Source organism: Pseudoduganella sp. S-14 (genome assembly GCF_049913285.1).
Classification (GTDB): domain Bacteria; phylum Pseudomonadota; class Gammaproteobacteria; order Burkholderiales; family Burkholderiaceae_D; genus Rugamonas.
Genome location: NZ_CP183991.1, coordinates 4,598,247 through 4,612,756 on the forward strand (window position 1 = coordinate 4,598,247; position 14,510 = coordinate 4,612,756).

The 14,510-nt window shown below is 59.8% G+C and carries 11 protein-coding genes; 4 read left to right on the plus strand and 7 right to left on the minus strand.

Annotation, left to right across the window (positions count from 1 at the left end; genetic code table 11):
- Window position 1: 1 nt before the first annotated feature.
- From ACN9MZ_RS21075 to rpsO, 6 genes are all read right to left on the minus strand, one after another.
- Window positions 2–1,726 (minus strand): LysM peptidoglycan-binding domain-containing protein, encoded by a 1,725-nt coding sequence (locus tag ACN9MZ_RS21075; protein WP_426338869.1) that lies wholly within the window; start codon window positions 1,724–1,726, stop codon window positions 2–4.
- Window positions 1,716–2,270, minus strand: coding sequence for a hypothetical protein (locus tag ACN9MZ_RS21080; protein ID WP_426338870.1), 555 nt, complete (start codon window positions 2,268–2,270; stop codon window positions 1,716–1,718). Before ACN9MZ_RS21080 ends, ACN9MZ_RS21075 begins: the two co-directional genes overlap by 11 nt.
- Entirely contained in the window at window positions 2,267–5,491 is a 3,225-nt protein-coding gene (locus tag ACN9MZ_RS21085; RefSeq protein WP_426338871.1) for a type VI secretion system Vgr family protein, read from the minus strand. Before ACN9MZ_RS21085 ends, ACN9MZ_RS21080 begins: the two co-directional genes overlap by 4 nt.
- 166 nt (window positions 5,492–5,657) lie before the next feature.
- Entirely contained in the window at window positions 5,658–6,005 is a 348-nt protein-coding gene (locus ACN9MZ_RS21090; protein ID WP_426338872.1) for a hypothetical protein, read from the minus strand.
- Window positions 6,006–6,177: 172 nt separating this feature from the next.
- Window positions 6,178–8,298 carry a polyribonucleotide nucleotidyltransferase gene (gene pnp / locus ACN9MZ_RS21095; RefSeq protein ID WP_426338873.1) on the minus strand — a complete coding sequence of 707 codons (2,121 nt, stop codon included), beginning with the start codon at window positions 8,296–8,298 and terminating at the stop codon, window positions 6,178–6,180.
- Window positions 8,299–8,470: 172 nt separating this feature from the next.
- Complete coding sequence (gene rpsO, locus ACN9MZ_RS21100) at window positions 8,471–8,740, minus strand: 30S ribosomal protein S15 (protein ID WP_426338874.1); 270 nt, start codon at window positions 8,738–8,740, stop codon at window positions 8,471–8,473.
- A gap of 145 nt (window positions 8,741–8,885) precedes the next feature.
- Here rpsO and ACN9MZ_RS21105 point away from each other — a divergent pair, with 145 nt between their 5' ends.
- Together ACN9MZ_RS21105 and ACN9MZ_RS21110 are read left to right on the plus strand one after the other, a co-directional pair.
- A complete protein-coding gene (locus tag ACN9MZ_RS21105; RefSeq protein ID WP_426338875.1) occupies window positions 8,886–9,209 on the plus strand; it encodes a hypothetical protein in 324 nt (107 codons plus the stop codon).
- Window positions 9,210–9,290: 81 nt separating this feature from the next.
- Window positions 9,291–9,974, plus strand: coding sequence for a transposase (locus tag ACN9MZ_RS21110; protein ID WP_426338876.1), 684 nt, complete (start codon window positions 9,291–9,293; stop codon window positions 9,972–9,974).
- Window positions 9,975–9,995: 21 nt separating this feature from the next.
- On the opposite strand, the gene ACN9MZ_RS21115 is transcribed toward ACN9MZ_RS21110, so the two are convergent.
- Entirely contained in the window at window positions 9,996–11,303 is a 1,308-nt protein-coding gene (locus ACN9MZ_RS21115; RefSeq protein WP_426342939.1) for an MFS transporter, read from the minus strand.
- Window positions 11,304–11,464: 161 nt separating this feature from the next.
- On the opposite strand from ACN9MZ_RS21115, the gene cyoA reads away from it, so the two are divergent.
- Both cyoA and cyoB read left to right on the plus strand, forming a co-directional pair.
- On the plus strand, window positions 11,465–12,466 hold the full coding sequence (gene cyoA / locus ACN9MZ_RS21120; RefSeq protein ID WP_426338877.1) for a ubiquinol oxidase subunit II: 1,002 nt from the start codon (window positions 11,465–11,467) through the stop codon (window positions 12,464–12,466).
- Window positions 12,467–12,468: 2 nt separating this feature from the next.
- Entirely contained in the window at window positions 12,469–14,472 is a 2,004-nt protein-coding gene (gene cyoB / locus ACN9MZ_RS21125; RefSeq protein ID WP_426338878.1) for a cytochrome o ubiquinol oxidase subunit I, read from the plus strand.
- The last annotated feature ends 38 nt before the right edge of the window (window positions 14,473–14,510 follow it).

Consider the following 14,510-nt stretch of genomic DNA (forward strand, 5'->3'; position numbering starts at 1 on the left):
TTTATTCCTTGTACCAGATCCCAGTAACCTTGAACGTTACTTCGTACGTTGAATGGCGCGGCGACACCAGGGTCGTCGCACTCGTTTTATAACATGGGCTTTGTCCATTGAAATCACTGACATAACCGTCCGGGTGCTTGATCTCGATATGGCCCGAAATCACCTTGCCATCGCTCTTGGTCTGTTTCTCCACCGGCTTGTAAATAATGACAGAGCCATGGGGAGCGGTATTGATGTTAGTGCCCGGCTTCGTTTCCAGGAGGTTTTCAAACCCTACGCTCTTCAAAGTCGGACCGAAATCTTTTGCGTGTTCGACTCCTGGATATTTGGAGAAGTATCCAGCCGCAAGCAAAGCCCTCTTGACATGCCTCAGGCACTTGCCTTGGGACTTCTTGAATTTGTGCTCCATGGCGTAAGCGATTGCGCTGGCTGGCCGGTTCGACGCCGGCGGCTTGGAGACAGTTGCCTCCGGATGCTTGGACTCGGCACTACGGTCTTCTTTCACCACGGGCTTGGTTGCCGCCGCTGCTGCGGGCGGCGATGCCGGCTTGGTGGCTTCAGGCTTTGCCTGGGCAGGCGTGCTGGCGGGCTTATTGGAAGCCGCTGGATGCGTGGTGCCAGCTGCACCGGCAGAGCCGGCCGGCTTGGCCGGCGCAGTTGCTGCTGTTGGCGCGGCCGAGTGTGCAGGCTTGGCATGCGCCTGCGCCGGCTTGCCTTTAGTATCAGGTACTTTCAGCATCTGGTGAGGATGCAGCAGGTATGGCTTGTCGATGTTGTTCATCTTGGCCAGGACCTGGTAGGTCGTACCATACAGACGCGCGATAGACGAAAGAGTCTGGCCCTTTTTCACCTCGTGCATGCCTGGGGTCTGGGGCGCTGCGGCCTTGTCCTCGTGCAGGTGAGTCTTCACCGGCACGCGCTCTTTCGGCGCGACGATCGTCCAGCTGGAGTTCAGTTTGTCGATCGCAAGCTGGCCGAGTTCCTTGAACTCGTCGGTCGTTTTCTGGATGAAGACGGTCAGCGGCCCGAAGTCAGGCGACGCAAGGAAGGTCGGCAGCAAGCCATGCTCGTTGGACTTCATGATCTTCGACTTGCCGTTCTGCTCCACCCGAATGGTCGCGTCGGCAATCGGACTGCCGGCTGCGTCGACAATGCTCAGCGCATGGCCGACGTCGAGTGCGTTTTCGTAGAGATCGGCCAGCTTGGCAAATTTTCCGGTAGCCAGGCCCTCGCCGCCATAATTGCCGCTCGGGCCATCATGGTGGTATTTGTAGCACCAGACATCAGGCTTCTTCCGCTTCTTGGCCAGCGCCTCGTTGTCAAGGAAATGCTCCAACAAGGCCTTGACGTTGGCATTCGTGTCAAATCGATTGCTATTGTCCAGGCCATAGAAGTTGCCGGTTTTGTTGACGAACTGACCCAGGCTACTGGCCGAGGTGGTGCCGGCAGCGGCATCGGGATTGAAGCCCGACTCGATCTTGGCCGTCGCCAGCAGCAAAGCCGTGCGGCGCACGTTCAGGCCTTTGGCCTTGGCAGCGGCAATCAGCTTGTCAATCACCTGCTTTTGCACGGCCAGCGATGCATCGCCCCAGATGCGGGAATTGCCGGCCAGCCGGCCGGGGCTGTGATCGACCGGTTCCTTGTAATGCGAGTACGACTTGACCTGCTCGTCTTTGTACGCCGCGCCCTTCTTCTGGGTGTAAAAGACGTTGTAATCAATGGCCATTCAACGCACTCTCGATATAAACGTCGAACAGGCTCCCCTGCCCCATCTTCTTCGCTTTCTTGTCGAAGGCGGTTTTCACCGCATCGCCCACCACGGGATTCTTTTTCTTGTCGCGGTTGGAGCCGATCAGGTTGCCGTCCCAGCTATATACGTCGGCCCATTCGCATTGCGCGCAATTGCCGCCGTTCGACATCGAAACGACGATCACCTTCTGCTTGTCCGCTGTTTCAGCACAGACGACATCACCGACTTTATCGGCGACGATTGGATAAGAATCGCCGGTCTGCAGCGGCTCCGGCTTGAAGGACTGGCCGCCAAGTTCACGTCCGCTTGCGCCGTCGCTGATGCTCAGGCGCTGGCTGGTGCAGGACAGGCCAGGGTAGCCGACCTCCTTGTAGCAGCTTGCTTTCAGCTCGATCTTGCGGTCAACGCATTGCAGCGCAGCGACGCGCTGGCGCAATGCCGGCTTGGATTCAGCCAGCGCGGTCTGTGCCAGGCAGGCGGACAACAAGAGTCCCAGGATCAGGTTATTTTTCATCATCATGCCTCACGAATAGGTGGAATGGAATCTGGGGCGTCATCTTCAGGACGCATATCGGCGGGCGGCACGTCCAGGTCAAATGGATCAAGGTCGGACAGCGACAGCGCATCTGCGTCGTCGTCAATGCCGAAGCAGCCGGACGTGGCGGATTCCAGCACTTTGGCCATGTCGCGCATGCGCTTGGCGGCGGCCTCTTCGAAGATGGACGACACGTCGCGCGGCAGTTCGCCGTCGCCGCGCCAGTCGCGCGTGACCATGGCCACCAGCCTTGCGGCCGAGTGGTTGACCTTGCGCTCGACCAGGTCGACCATGCCTTCGCGCGCCGCCTGTACCATGCGCTCCGTGCCGACTCCAATAACCGCATCCTTCATATTGTCGCTGCGCTTCAGGATGTGCACGATGGTGGAAGGCGGCATGCCGATCTTCTGTCCCAGCAGCGCCAGCGCTTCGGCGCGGATATCGATTTCGCCATCCGGCATGAACAGCTTTTTCGCATGTTCCACCGAAATCTGCGTCTTCGAAGCCAGCACGCCAACGCCAACCGGCGTCTTTACCTTTTCGGACAACTCATCGTCTACTTCCTCGTCCATCTCCGGGTCGTGCTTGACGTCTTCCAGGAATTCCCATTTGCCGTTATTGCGGTCGATCTCGACCTGCAGTTCCTCCATGTCCTCGGTGAACACGCGAGCCGTCTTGCCTTCTTCATCCAGCTTCCCGGACTGCAGCACGGAGCCATCCTTCGCCAGGATCTTGTAGGCGTAGCCCGCCGCCGCACCCGCCGCCAGGTACAGCGCATCGCGCAGCACCACCTGCTGGCTGAACTTGCCGACGTTCATCTTGCCCCAGAACTCGGTCACCGGCGCCGACTTCACAGACCCCTGGTTCACCACCTTGGCTGCGCCCAGTTCGAGGGTGCCGGCGATTTCGTGGGTTTCCTTGGCGCCCTTGATCAGGATCTCTCCGCTTTCGGTCAGGACGATGCTGCCGCCCTTGGTCTTGAGCACGATGTCGCCGGTCTTGGCCTCGAAGACCATGCCTTTTTGCGACACGGTTTCGACTTTCCCGTCCTGCACGTGCAGGTAATGGTTGCCGTGGCTGATGGCGGTCACCATGCTGCCGCGCTCGACGTGCTGCTGGATGCCCTTGGCCGAGCTGAACGACATCTGTTCGCCGGACGTCATGTCGACATTGCCCGCGGCGTAGCAGCCCAGGTCTTCGCCGGCTGCATGCACGATGCTCTTCGGCGTACTGGCGGCCACGCCGTCCGGTGCGGAAATGAAGACCAGCGGCTTGGTCAGCGACCAGGCGTTTTCGTTCAGTGCCTTCTGGTTCTTCAAGCCACGGTGCGCGTTTTTCTGCTCACCGCGCTGTTCGGTCGCCATCTCGGCCGCCTGGCTGCGCATGGTTGCGCTGTCCAGCACGGCACGCAGGGTATCGGCGCCCTCGGTATTGTCCTGCTGGGTAGTTCCGCTATCCTGCACCGGCTGGCCCCAGGCCGTGACCAGCACGCCCTTGGCGGCGCGCACCGCGCCCCAGCCATCGGTACGCAGTTCGAAACCTTCACCGCGGTGGTCCTTGCGGCCGGAAGTATCGAGCACGCGGGTCAGGTAGCCCAGGTTAAGTTGGCTGCGGTGATGGTCCGAGGACAGCACGGCCTGGATCTGGCCGGCCGTATCGTCCATCAGCAGGTGGTTGTTGCGGCCGCCGGCGCCGCCGGCGCCTTTCAGTTCCCTGCTGCGGATGCCGGACAGCGCATGCTGGTGCGGCAATTCCCAGGGCGACATGTTCTCGCCGTTATAGACCCGGCCCGTGATGATGGGGCGATCCGGGTTCGAGTCCAGCCACTGCACGATGACTTCCTGTCCGACGCGCGGCAAGGAGATGCCGCCGAAGTTGCCGCCCGCCCAGCTCGAGGCCACCCGCACCCAGGCCGAACTCTGCTCGTCATGCGTGCCTACGCGGTCCCAATGGAACTGCACGCGCACGCGGCCATGTTCGTCGGTATGGACTTCCTGCCCCGAAGGGCCGACCACGATGGCGGTCTGCGGGCCATGGATCCTGGCCTGTTCGCTGTTGAAACCGCGCCCCGGACGCCAGTGCACCGTCTTGCGTATGCAGGTCAGCTGGTTGCTGTACTCGGAAATTCCTTCGGACTGCTGAAGATAGTTGTTGGTGGCGGAATGGTGCACGCTGATCACCAAGAATTCGAGCTTGTCCTCCGAAGCGCCGTGCGCATCCGCGGAAAAATGCTCGGAAAGGCGGAACCAGCGGCCCGGCATCAGGTAGCGGCTATTGCCTTTCGCCTCGATATGCTTGCCGCGGCTTTCTATTTCCTCCATTCGCAGCAAGGCCAGCGCTTCCGCATCCTTGCGGTTTCGCACCCCGTACGCGCCGGCATACTCATAGCTCTCCATCGACAGCACATCGCCCTGCTGGTTCAGCGTGGGCAGGTCGACATGGCTTGGTACCGGCTGTTTGAAGTCGAACGCCGACAGCGCCACCTTGCTGGAAACGATGCTGCGCACCGGCGACCAGTCCCCGATGCCGTCTTCTTCGGCCGCGCCGCCGTGGCGCTGGAAACGCACGCCAGGACTGCCGCCGTCAATCGGTGCGGCCTGGCTGGAATCGTCCGACAGCACCAGCGTGTGGCCGCGTTCACTATGTTCGTACCAATAATGCCAGCCCGCCGCTTCCCAGCGCCGGTGCAGGTAGTTGTAATCGGTCTCATCGAACTGGCAGGCCATGGTCATGGCCTCGTCGGCGCCCTGCACGCGGCAGCTCCAATCCGGATGCGTGCCGTAGTCGGCAAACACCTCTTCCGACTGCTGGCGCAAGGTCTTGCCATGGAAAAGGTAATTGTCGCGACGCAGCTTCAGGTAGGCCAGCCAGGGCCGCAGGACCATCGAATAGAAGGCGATGGCGCCGTCGGTCTTCACCAGGCGGAATTCGAAGACGTAGCCGTTGAAATAGCGCATGCTGCCATCGCCGCGCACCAGCGAAATGGTGACCAGCTTGCCTTGCACGTCTTTCAGCGCAATGCTGGCATCTTCGGCCAGCACCTCCACGGAATATTCGAAGTCGCGTGACAGGCCCTCGTCCGCTTCCAGCCGGTTTGCCAGCAGTAGGGAATGCGGGCCGTCGTTATTGGGGAACGACAGGCGCAGGATACGATTGTTTTGCCGTCCAAACGGCAGCTCGGATAAGATTTGCGACAGGCTACGCATGCGGAATTTCCTCGGACTGCTCTCGGCAATCCCTCACTAGTTACAAATAATGCAAGTTTCCGCGTGGAATTATATCAGCGGCGAGCCCGCGCACGATTGAAAATTTATAATATTTCTTGATAACTTTTACGTTTGCGCCCAGTTCGTCCGGCGCAATGACCATGGCTTATTCGCGCGGTTGATTCTGTTCTCGCTGCGCCAACAGATAACTTCTTTGGACTGGCGTTTTCCGCGCGAGTTGATGCTCGTCCAAAAACGCAGCGAGACGCTGTTCGCTTGCCACACTTCCAATGAACCTTGAACGTGCCCGATCAACAGCGATGGGCTCCCGGCATGCAGAGCACACGAGATAGGACTTGGACAGGAATGGGATCGTCTTAATCGTAAAGAACGACACCCACTCCGTCTCTTTCCAGTGCTCCCACATACGCGTGCGCTGGCATCGGTAGCAGTGACAGGTGAGCGCCTGGCCGACCTCTTTCCGTTCCTTGACCCAGCCAAACATGATGAACATTCAGTCTTCCTTCGAAATTCCTGCAAAGGCGGAATAATGCCATTGCAAGTGGCGCCCAAATCTCTCCGATAGTCACCTACTAGCCAAATACAAGGAAGTCTTGCGCCTGGATCGCCAGTAATAAAAAAGCCGCCGGGCTTTCGCACCGGCGGCTTTTTTCAGGCTTGGCTGATTACTGTGCAGCGGCAGCAGCTTCTTCAGCAGCAGCTTTCATCGACAGCTTCAGGCGGCCGCGCTCGTCGGTCTCGAGGACCTTCACGCGCACTTGCTGGCCTTCTTTCAGGTAATCGGCCACGGCGTTCACACGCTCGTTGGCGATCTGCGAGATGTGCAGCAGGCCGTCCTTGCCAGGCATGACCTGGACGATGGCGCCGAAGTCCAGCAGCTTCAGCACGGTGCCGTCGTAAGTCTTGCCCACTTCCACGGAAGCGGTCAGTTCTTCGATGCGGCGCTTGGCTTCCTGGCCAGCCGATGCATCGACGGAAGCGATGGTGACGATGCCGTCGTCGCTGATGTCGATCTGGGTGCCGGTTTCTTCGGTCAGCGCGCGGATCACGGCGCCGCCCTTGCCAATCACGTCACGGATCTTCTCAGGGTTGATCTTGATGGTGATCAGGCGTGGAGCGAAGTCGGACAGTTCGGTCTTCACAGTCGGCATGGCCTTCTGCATTTCGCCCAGGATGTGCTGGCGGCCTTCTTTAGCCTGTGCCAGCGCAACCTGCATGATTTCCTTGGTGATGCCCTGGATCTTGATGTCCATCTGCAGCGCGGTAATGCCGTTGGCGGTACCAGCAACCTTGAAGTCCATGTCGCCCAGGTGATCTTCATCACCCAGGATGTCGGACAGCACGGCGAAGCGGCCGCCTTCCTTGATCAGGCCCATGGCGATACCGGCCACGTGCGCTTTCATCGGCACGCCGGCGTCCATCAGTGCCAGGCAGCCGCCGCAGACGGAAGCCATCGACGAGGAACCGTTCGATTCGGTGATTTCCGACACCAGGCGCACGGAGTACGAGAAGTCTTCCGGTGCCGGCAGTGCCGCAACCAATGCACGCTTGGCCAGGCGGCCGTGGCCGATTTCGCGGCGCTTAGGCGTGCCAACACGGCCGGTTTCGCCGGTGGCGAACGGAGGCATGTTGTAATGCAGCATGAAGTCGTCGGTGTACTCGCCCATCAGCGCGTCGATCTTCTGCGAATCGCGGGCGGTGCCCAGGGTCGCTACGACCAGTGCCTGGGTTTCGCCGCGGGTGAACAGGGCGGAACCGTGGGTGCGTGGCAGGACCGAGGTGCGGATCGAGATCGGACGCACGGTCTTGGTGTCGCGGCCGTCGATACGTGGCTCGCCTTGCAGGATCTGGGAACGAACAACCTTCGCTTCCATTTCGAACAGGATGTTGCCGACTTCGACCGAGTCAGGAGCTTCAGCACCGTGGGCGGCAGCTTCGGCAGCCAGATCGGCCATCACTTCGGCCGACATGGCGCGCAGCTTGTCGGTACGGGCTTGCTTGTCCTTGGTCTGGTAAGCGGCGTTGATCTTCGCTTCGGCGAAGTGGGCAACGCGGCCGATCAGGGCTTCGTTCTTGGCAGGTGGCGTCCACACTTGCTCAGGCTTGCCGCCGTCGCGCACCAGTTCGTGAATCGCGTCGATCACGGCCTTCATCTGCTCGTGGCCGTAGACGACGGCGCCCAGCATGATTTCTTCGGACAGCTGCTGCGCTTCCGATTCAACCATCAGCACGGCGGATTCGGTACCGGCAACCACCAGGTCCATCTGCGAATCTTTGAGCTGGGCGGCGGTCGGGTTCAGGATGTACTGGCCATTCTTGTAGCCGACGCGTGCTGCGCCGATTGGGCCGTTGAATGGCACGCCGGAGACGCACAAGGCGGCGGAGGCGCCAATCATCGAAGCGATGTCCGGATCGATCTCAGGATTCACGGACAGCACGTGTACGATCACCTGGACTTCGTTCATGTAGCCCTCTGGGAACAGAGGACGGATCGGACGGTCGATCAGGCGGGAAGTCAGGGTTTCTTTTTCAGAAGGACGGCCTTCGCGCTTGAAGAAGCCACCAGGGATCTTGCCCGCTGCGTAGGTCTTCTCGAGGTAGTCGACGGTCAGTGGGAAGAAGTCCTGGCCTGGTTTTGCGTCTTTACGCGCCACCACGGTTGCCAGTACGACGGTGTCATCCATCGATACCATTACCGCGCCGGATGCCTGGCGAGCGATTTCGCCGGTTTCCAGCGTGACGGTGTGTTGGCCGTACTGGAAGGTCTTCGTTACTTTGTTAAACATGGGTTTATCCCTCTTTCTCTTTAGCCGACAGATTTTCAGGAGCTGTCGTAGCACCTCACCACGGACGGCCAGTGGCCGCCTTACTGCAATAAAACTAACGGTCTAAAAGTCAAAATGCCTGCGGCAGCGAACTGGCGCAGGCATTTCCCGTTTAAACCTGGTAACGCAAGAATTACTTACGCAGGCCGAGTTTAGCGATCAGGTCGCGGTAACGGTTTGCGTCTTTATTCTTCAGGTAAGCCAGCAGGGACTTACGACGGTTAACCATCATGATCAGGCCACGACGGGAGTGGTGATCTTTGGAGTGCGCCTTGAAGTGGGTATTCAGTTCGTTGATACGTGCGGTCAGCAGAGCAACTTGCACTTCTGGGGAGCCGGTGTCGTTTTGGCCACGAGCGTTGTCGGCGATGATGGCCGACTTGTTGATGTTTTCAACGGTCATTTTCTTACCTTTCACATGCGATGCACGGAGTCTTGGGAACCCTGAGCATCGTGAATTACGTTTAATATAAAAATCCGGCCGGATGGCCAGACACGGGAGTATAACCGGAATGACGGGCGAAAGCTATCGCCACACACAAACAGCCATGAAAACACTTCTTCACGTTGCGTTTTTGTCATTATTACTAAGTGCTTGCGCCGTCACCCCGCCCTCCTGGCAGCGCGGCAACGAAAGCTTCAAACCAATCCAGCTCGGCGTCACCACCCAGGCCGACCTGCTGCGCCTGTACGGCCCGCCCGACGACCGCACTTTCCTGCAACTGCGCGACCTGAACGTGTGGAGCTACCGCTACAAGGAATCGGGCGTGTGGGATTCGATGATGCACATCATGATGGACCGCCAGGGCGTGGTGCGCGAAACCATGAGCGGCCCCGACCTCGAAAAAGAAGAACGCGGCTTCTTCCGCTGATAAATGGGGACGTACCCCATTTAATTAGCAACATTGGTCTGCGTCAAGAGCCAGGTGGCGCTTTTGCTCCAGAATTGGCGAATGCCCCGCCATGCGCGACTCGTCATTCCCGATATTCCCGTTCACTTGATTCAACGGGGACATAACCGTAATGCCTGCTTCTTTTGTGAGGACGATTTCCAGCACTATTTGCGCTGGATGATGCGTTTTGCGAAGGAGTCGGACTGCGACATCCATGCATACGTGCTAATGACGAACCACGTCCACCTAGCGCTAACTCCACGCGATAGCGGAAGCCTTGCCGTTCTGATGAAGATGCTCAATCAACGCTATGTGGCATATATCAATAAGAAGCGGAATTGGACTGGCACGCTCTGGGAAGGCAGGTTCAAGTCATGCCTGATGTTCGACCAGCGCTACTTCCTCACTTGCATGCGATACATCGAGCTTAATCCGGTGCGAGCAGGAATGGTCGGCCACCCTCGTGATTACCCCTGGTCCAGTTATCGCACAAATGCGGAAGGGGTGTCCAATCCTTGCATTACACCCCATGCAATCTATCAGGCGCTTGGCAACACGGAATCCGATCGGCACTCGGCCTATCGCAATTTCATGTCATCCAAAGATGACGATATCAATACCGATAATCTTCGTCGCGCGACCAATGGGAATTACGTTCTGGGCGACACGGTCGCGACGGAAGAACTGGCAACTGCGCTCGGCCGCAGGGTCACCCCAGGCAAACGTGGACGCCCCTATAAATAAATGGGGTACGTCCCCATTTATTTAGTCCTTGATTTCCAAGGCGCGGTTCAGGCTGAGGGCGGCTAGCGAGCCGGCGGCGCCGGATAGCAGGTACAGGCTGACATAGGCCAGGCCGAAGTGCGCCGACAGGCCAAGGGCAACCAGCGGGGCGAAGGCGGCGCCTACCAGCCAGGCCAGGTCGGAAGTCAATGCTGCGCCACTATAGCGGAAGCGGGACTCGAAATTGGCGGTCACGGCGCCGGCAGCCTGGCCATACGACAGACCCAGCAGCGCGAAGCCGAGCAGGATGAAGATGGTCTGCCCCGCATCCCCGCCCTGCATCAGCAACGGGACAAAGCCGCTGAACACGCCGATCAGCACTGCCAGCGAGCCGAGCGTACGGCGGCGGCCGATGCGATCGGCAATCCAGCCCGAGGCGACGATGCAGGCGGCGGCGATGCACGCCCCGCCAATCTGGATCACCAGGAATTCACTGACCGAGCGCTCCGAATACAGCGTAATCCAGGACAGCGGGAATACCGTCACCAGGTGGAACAAGGCGTAGCTGGCCAGCGCGGCCAGGGCGCCAATCACCACATTGCGGCCTTGCGACTTGAACAATTCGCCAATATCGGTTGGCTGCAGCTCGCGTTCTTCCAGCAGGCGCGCATATTCATTGGTCGACACCAGGCGCAGGCGCGCAAACAGCGCCACCACATTGATCGCAAAGGCCACGTAGAACGGATAGCGCCAGCCCCAGTCAAGGAAGTCTTCACCGGACAGGTTAGCCAGCAGGAAGGAGAACAGGCCCGCAGCCACGATGAAGCCGGTCGGCGCGCCGAGCTGGCCCAGCATCGCGTACCAGCCGCGCTTCTCTTTCGGTGCGTTCAGGGCCAGCAGCGACGGCAGGCCGTCCCAGGAGCCGCCCAGGGCAATGCCCTGCCCGAAGCGCAGCATGGCCAGCAGGGCCAGTGCGCCTAAGCCTCCTTGCCCATACGTTGGCAGGAAGGCCATGCCGGCCGTTGAGGCGCCCAGCAGGAATAGCGCCGCCGTCAGCTTGGTTTCGCGCCCGAAACGCAGCTGGATCGCCATGAAGGTCGCGGTGCCCAGCGGTCTTGCCAAAAATGCAAACGAGAAAATCACGAAGGAATACAGCATCCCATCCAGCTTGGAGGCGAACGGGAAAAACACCGCCGGGAAGACCAGGACGGAGGCAATGGCATAAACAAAAAAGTCGAAATATTCGGAAGCCCGGCCAATCACCACGCCCACGGCAATTTCGCCGGGGGCAATGTGCTGGTCGCTCGAATCGGATGGCCGCATCGGAATACCGTGGGCTGGTGCGGACATACTCTGCATGGTTCAGTCTCCTGTTTCTCACCGGTTGAGAGATATCACCGGTGTTTATTACTGTTATCTAACCTGCTGGTAGGACAATATGTCCAATTTCGCGCCTTGTCCAGACCCCTCAAAATAGAAAGATTCTTGACTTAGGACATTGTTTCTTGCGCATGCCTATATTACTTCTCCTCCTAGCAGCCGTCTGCCTTTCGGGCTGCAATACCATCGTTATGAACCCCGCCGGCGATGTTGCCTCGCAACAGGCGCACCTGGTGACCATCTCGACGCTGCTGATGTTGCTGATCATCGTACCGGTGATCGCGCTGACTGTGCTGTTCGCTTGGCGTTACCGAAAAGGCAACACCAACGCCAAATATACCCCGGACTGGGACCACTCGACCCAGCTCGAACTGGTGATCTGGGGCGCCCCGCTGATGATCATCATCGTCCTCGGCCTGCTGACCTGGATCAGCACCCACCTGCTGGACCCTTACCGTCCGCTGAGCCGCATCGACGAAAAGCGTCCGCTGGCAGCCGACCACAAGCCACTGGTGGTGCAGGTGGTGGCCATGGACTGGAAATGGCTGTTCATCTACCCGGAACAGGGCATCGCCACCGTCAACGAACTGGTGACCCCGATCGACACCCCGATCCGCTTCAAGATCACTGCGTCGACCGTGATGAACTCGTTCTACATCCCGGCGCTGGCCGGCCAGATCTATGCCATGCCGGGCATGGACACCACCCTGAACGCGGTGCTGAACAAGCCGGGCACGTATGAGGGCTTCTCCGCCAACTACAGCGGCGCCGGCTTCTCGCACATGCGCTTCAAGTACCACGGCATGTCGACCGCCGACTTCGACGCCTGGGTCGCCAAGACCAAGGCCGGCGGCGGCGCCCTGAACCGCGCCGACTACCTGGCCCTCGAAAAGCCGAGCGAGCGCGAACCTGTGCGCCGTTACGCTACGGTTGAAAACGAGCTGTACACCGCGATCATCAACCGCTGCGTCGAACCTGGTTCGACCTGCGCCAGCCAGACCATGGCTGCCGATGCCGCCCGTGTACGCGCCGTGACCGCCAAGAAGGAAATGGAAGCGCGCATCTGCACGCCAAGCGATACCTACGCTGAAGCCAAGCAGGTCGCCCTCGTATCTACTCCTCGCAAGAACTGAATATGGAAAACCAAACCACCCTTCACCCGCTGCTGGGCCGGCTGAGCTTGGACGCGATCCCGTACCATGAGCCGATCCTGGTCGCCACCTTCACCATGGTGGTCCTGGGCGGCCTGGCCGTCATGGGCGCCATGACCAAATACCGCCTCTGGGGCCCGCTGTGGCGCGACTGGGTCACCAGCATCGACCACAAGAAAATCGGCATCATGTACATGATCCTGGGCCTGGTCATGCTGCTGCGCGGCTTTGCCGACGCGCTGATGATGCGCCTGCAGCAGGCCATCGCCTTCGGCGACAGCATGGGCTACCTGCCTCCGCACCACTACGACCAGATCTTCACCGCCCACGGCGTGATCATGATCTTCTTCGTGGCAATGCCTTTCGTGACCGGCTTGATGAACTACGTGGTGCCGCTGCAGATCGGCGCGCGCGACGTGGCCTTCCCGTTCCTGAACAACTTCTCGTTCTGGATGACCGCATTCGGCGGCGGCCTGACCATGGTTTCGCTGTTCGTCGGCGAATACGCGAAAACCGGCTGGCTGGCTTATCCGCCGCTGTCCGGCATCCTGGCCAGCCCTGACGTCGGGGTGGACTACTACATCTGGTCCCTGCAGGTGGCCGGGGTCGGGACATTGCTCTCAGGGGTCAACCTGATCGCGACCATCGTCAAGATGCGCGCACCGGGCATGAAGCTGATGAAGATGCCTGTCTTCACCTGGACTTCGCTGTGCACCAACGTGCTGATCGTGGTGACCTTCCCTGTGCTGACGGCCGTGCTGGCCATGCTGTCGCTGGACCGCACCTTCGGTACCCACTTCTTCACCAGCGATTTCGGCGGCGACTCCATGCTGTACGTGAACCTGATCTGGATCTGGGGCCACCCTGAGGTGTACATCCTGGTGCTGCCGGTGTTCGGCGTGTTCTCGGAAATCGTGTCGACCTTCTCCGGCAAGCGCCTGTTCGGCTACGCGTCGATGGTGTACGCGACCGTGGTGATCACCATCCTGTCCTACCTGGTATGGCTGCACCACTTCTTCACCATGGGCTCCGGCGCCAGCGTGAACTCCTTCTTCGGCATCACGACGATGATCATTTCGATCCCGACCGGCGCCAAGATCTTCAACTGGCTGTTCACCATGTACCGCGGCCGCATCCGCTTCGAACTGCCGATGATGTGGACCATCGCCTTCATGATCACCTTCGTTATCGGTGGCATGACCGGCGTGCTGCTGGCAGTTCCTCCTGCGGACTTCGTGCTGCACAATTCGCTGTTCCTGATCGCTCACTTCCACAACGTGATCATCGGCGGCGTGGTATTCGGCGTGTTCGCTGCGATTAACTACTGGTTCCCGAAAGCCTTCGGCTACAAGCTGGACGTATTCTGGGGCAAGGTCTCCTTCTGGTGCTGGGTGGTCGGCTTCTACCTCGCCTTCATGCCGCTGTACGTGCTGGGCCTGATGGGCGTGACCCGCCGCATGAGCCACTTCGAAGATCCTTCGCTGCAGATCTGGTTCCAGGTGGCTGCCGTGGGCGCCATCCTGATCGCCGGTGGTATCGGCTCCATGCTGATCCAGTTCTACGTGTCCTTCCGCCGCCGCGATGCACTGCGCGACGTGACCGGCGATCCGTGGGATGGCCGTACCCTTGAGTGGTCGACCTCGTCCCCTCCTCCGGACTACAACTTCGCGTTCACCCCGCGCGTGTACGACAACGACACCTGGACCGACATGAAGCGCAAGAACTACCTGCGCCCGGTGAAAGACTTCGTGGCGATCCACATGCCGAAGAACACCGCCGCCGGCTTCGTCATCGCCGGCCTGAGCGCCGCGACCGGCTTCGCCCTGGTCTGGCAGATGTGGATCTTCGCCGTGCTCGGCCTGATGGCCACCGTGGGCGCCGCGATCATCCATACCTTTAACTACAAGCGCGATTACTACATCCCGGCCGAAGAAGTCGTTGTGACCGAAGCCGAGCGCACCCGTACCCTGGAGGCTGCCAATGTCTGAAATGGTTCTTGATCCTGCCAAGGCAGGTGCGCACGGCG

What these genes read in the sequence shown, in the direction of transcription:
- ACN9MZ_RS21075 (WP_426338869.1), bottom strand. Translation starts at nt 1,726, where the DNA reads ATGGCCATTGATTACAACGTCTTTTACACCCAGAAGAAGGGCGCGGCG.
- ACN9MZ_RS21080 (WP_426338870.1), bottom strand. Translation starts at nt 2,270, where the DNA reads ATGATGATGAAAAATAACCTGATCCTGGGACTCTTGTTGTCCGCCTGC.
- ACN9MZ_RS21085 (WP_426338871.1), bottom strand. Translation starts at nt 5,491, where the DNA reads ATGCGTAGCCTGTCGCAAATCTTATCCGAGCTGCCGTTTGGACGGCAA.
- ACN9MZ_RS21090 (WP_426338872.1), bottom strand. Translation starts at nt 6,005, where the DNA reads ATGTTCATCATGTTTGGCTGGGTCAAGGAACGGAAAGAGGTCGGCCAG.
- pnp (WP_426338873.1), bottom strand. Translation starts at nt 8,298, where the DNA reads ATGTTTAACAAAGTAACGAAGACCTTCCAGTACGGCCAACACACCGTC.
- rpsO (WP_426338874.1), bottom strand. Translation starts at nt 8,740, where the DNA reads ATGACCGTTGAAAACATCAACAAGTCGGCCATCATCGCCGACAACGCT.
- ACN9MZ_RS21105 (WP_426338875.1), top strand. Translation starts at nt 8,886, where the DNA reads ATGAAAACACTTCTTCACGTTGCGTTTTTGTCATTATTACTAAGTGCT.
- ACN9MZ_RS21110 (WP_426338876.1), top strand. Translation starts at nt 9,291, where the DNA reads ATGCCCCGCCATGCGCGACTCGTCATTCCCGATATTCCCGTTCACTTG.
- ACN9MZ_RS21115 (WP_426342939.1), bottom strand. Translation starts at nt 11,303, where the DNA reads ATGTCCGCACCAGCCCACGGTATTCCGATGCGGCCATCCGATTCGAGC.
- cyoA (WP_426338877.1), top strand. Translation starts at nt 11,465, where the DNA reads ATGCCTATATTACTTCTCCTCCTAGCAGCCGTCTGCCTTTCGGGCTGC.
- cyoB (WP_426338878.1), top strand. Translation starts at nt 12,469, where the DNA reads ATGGAAAACCAAACCACCCTTCACCCGCTGCTGGGCCGGCTGAGCTTG.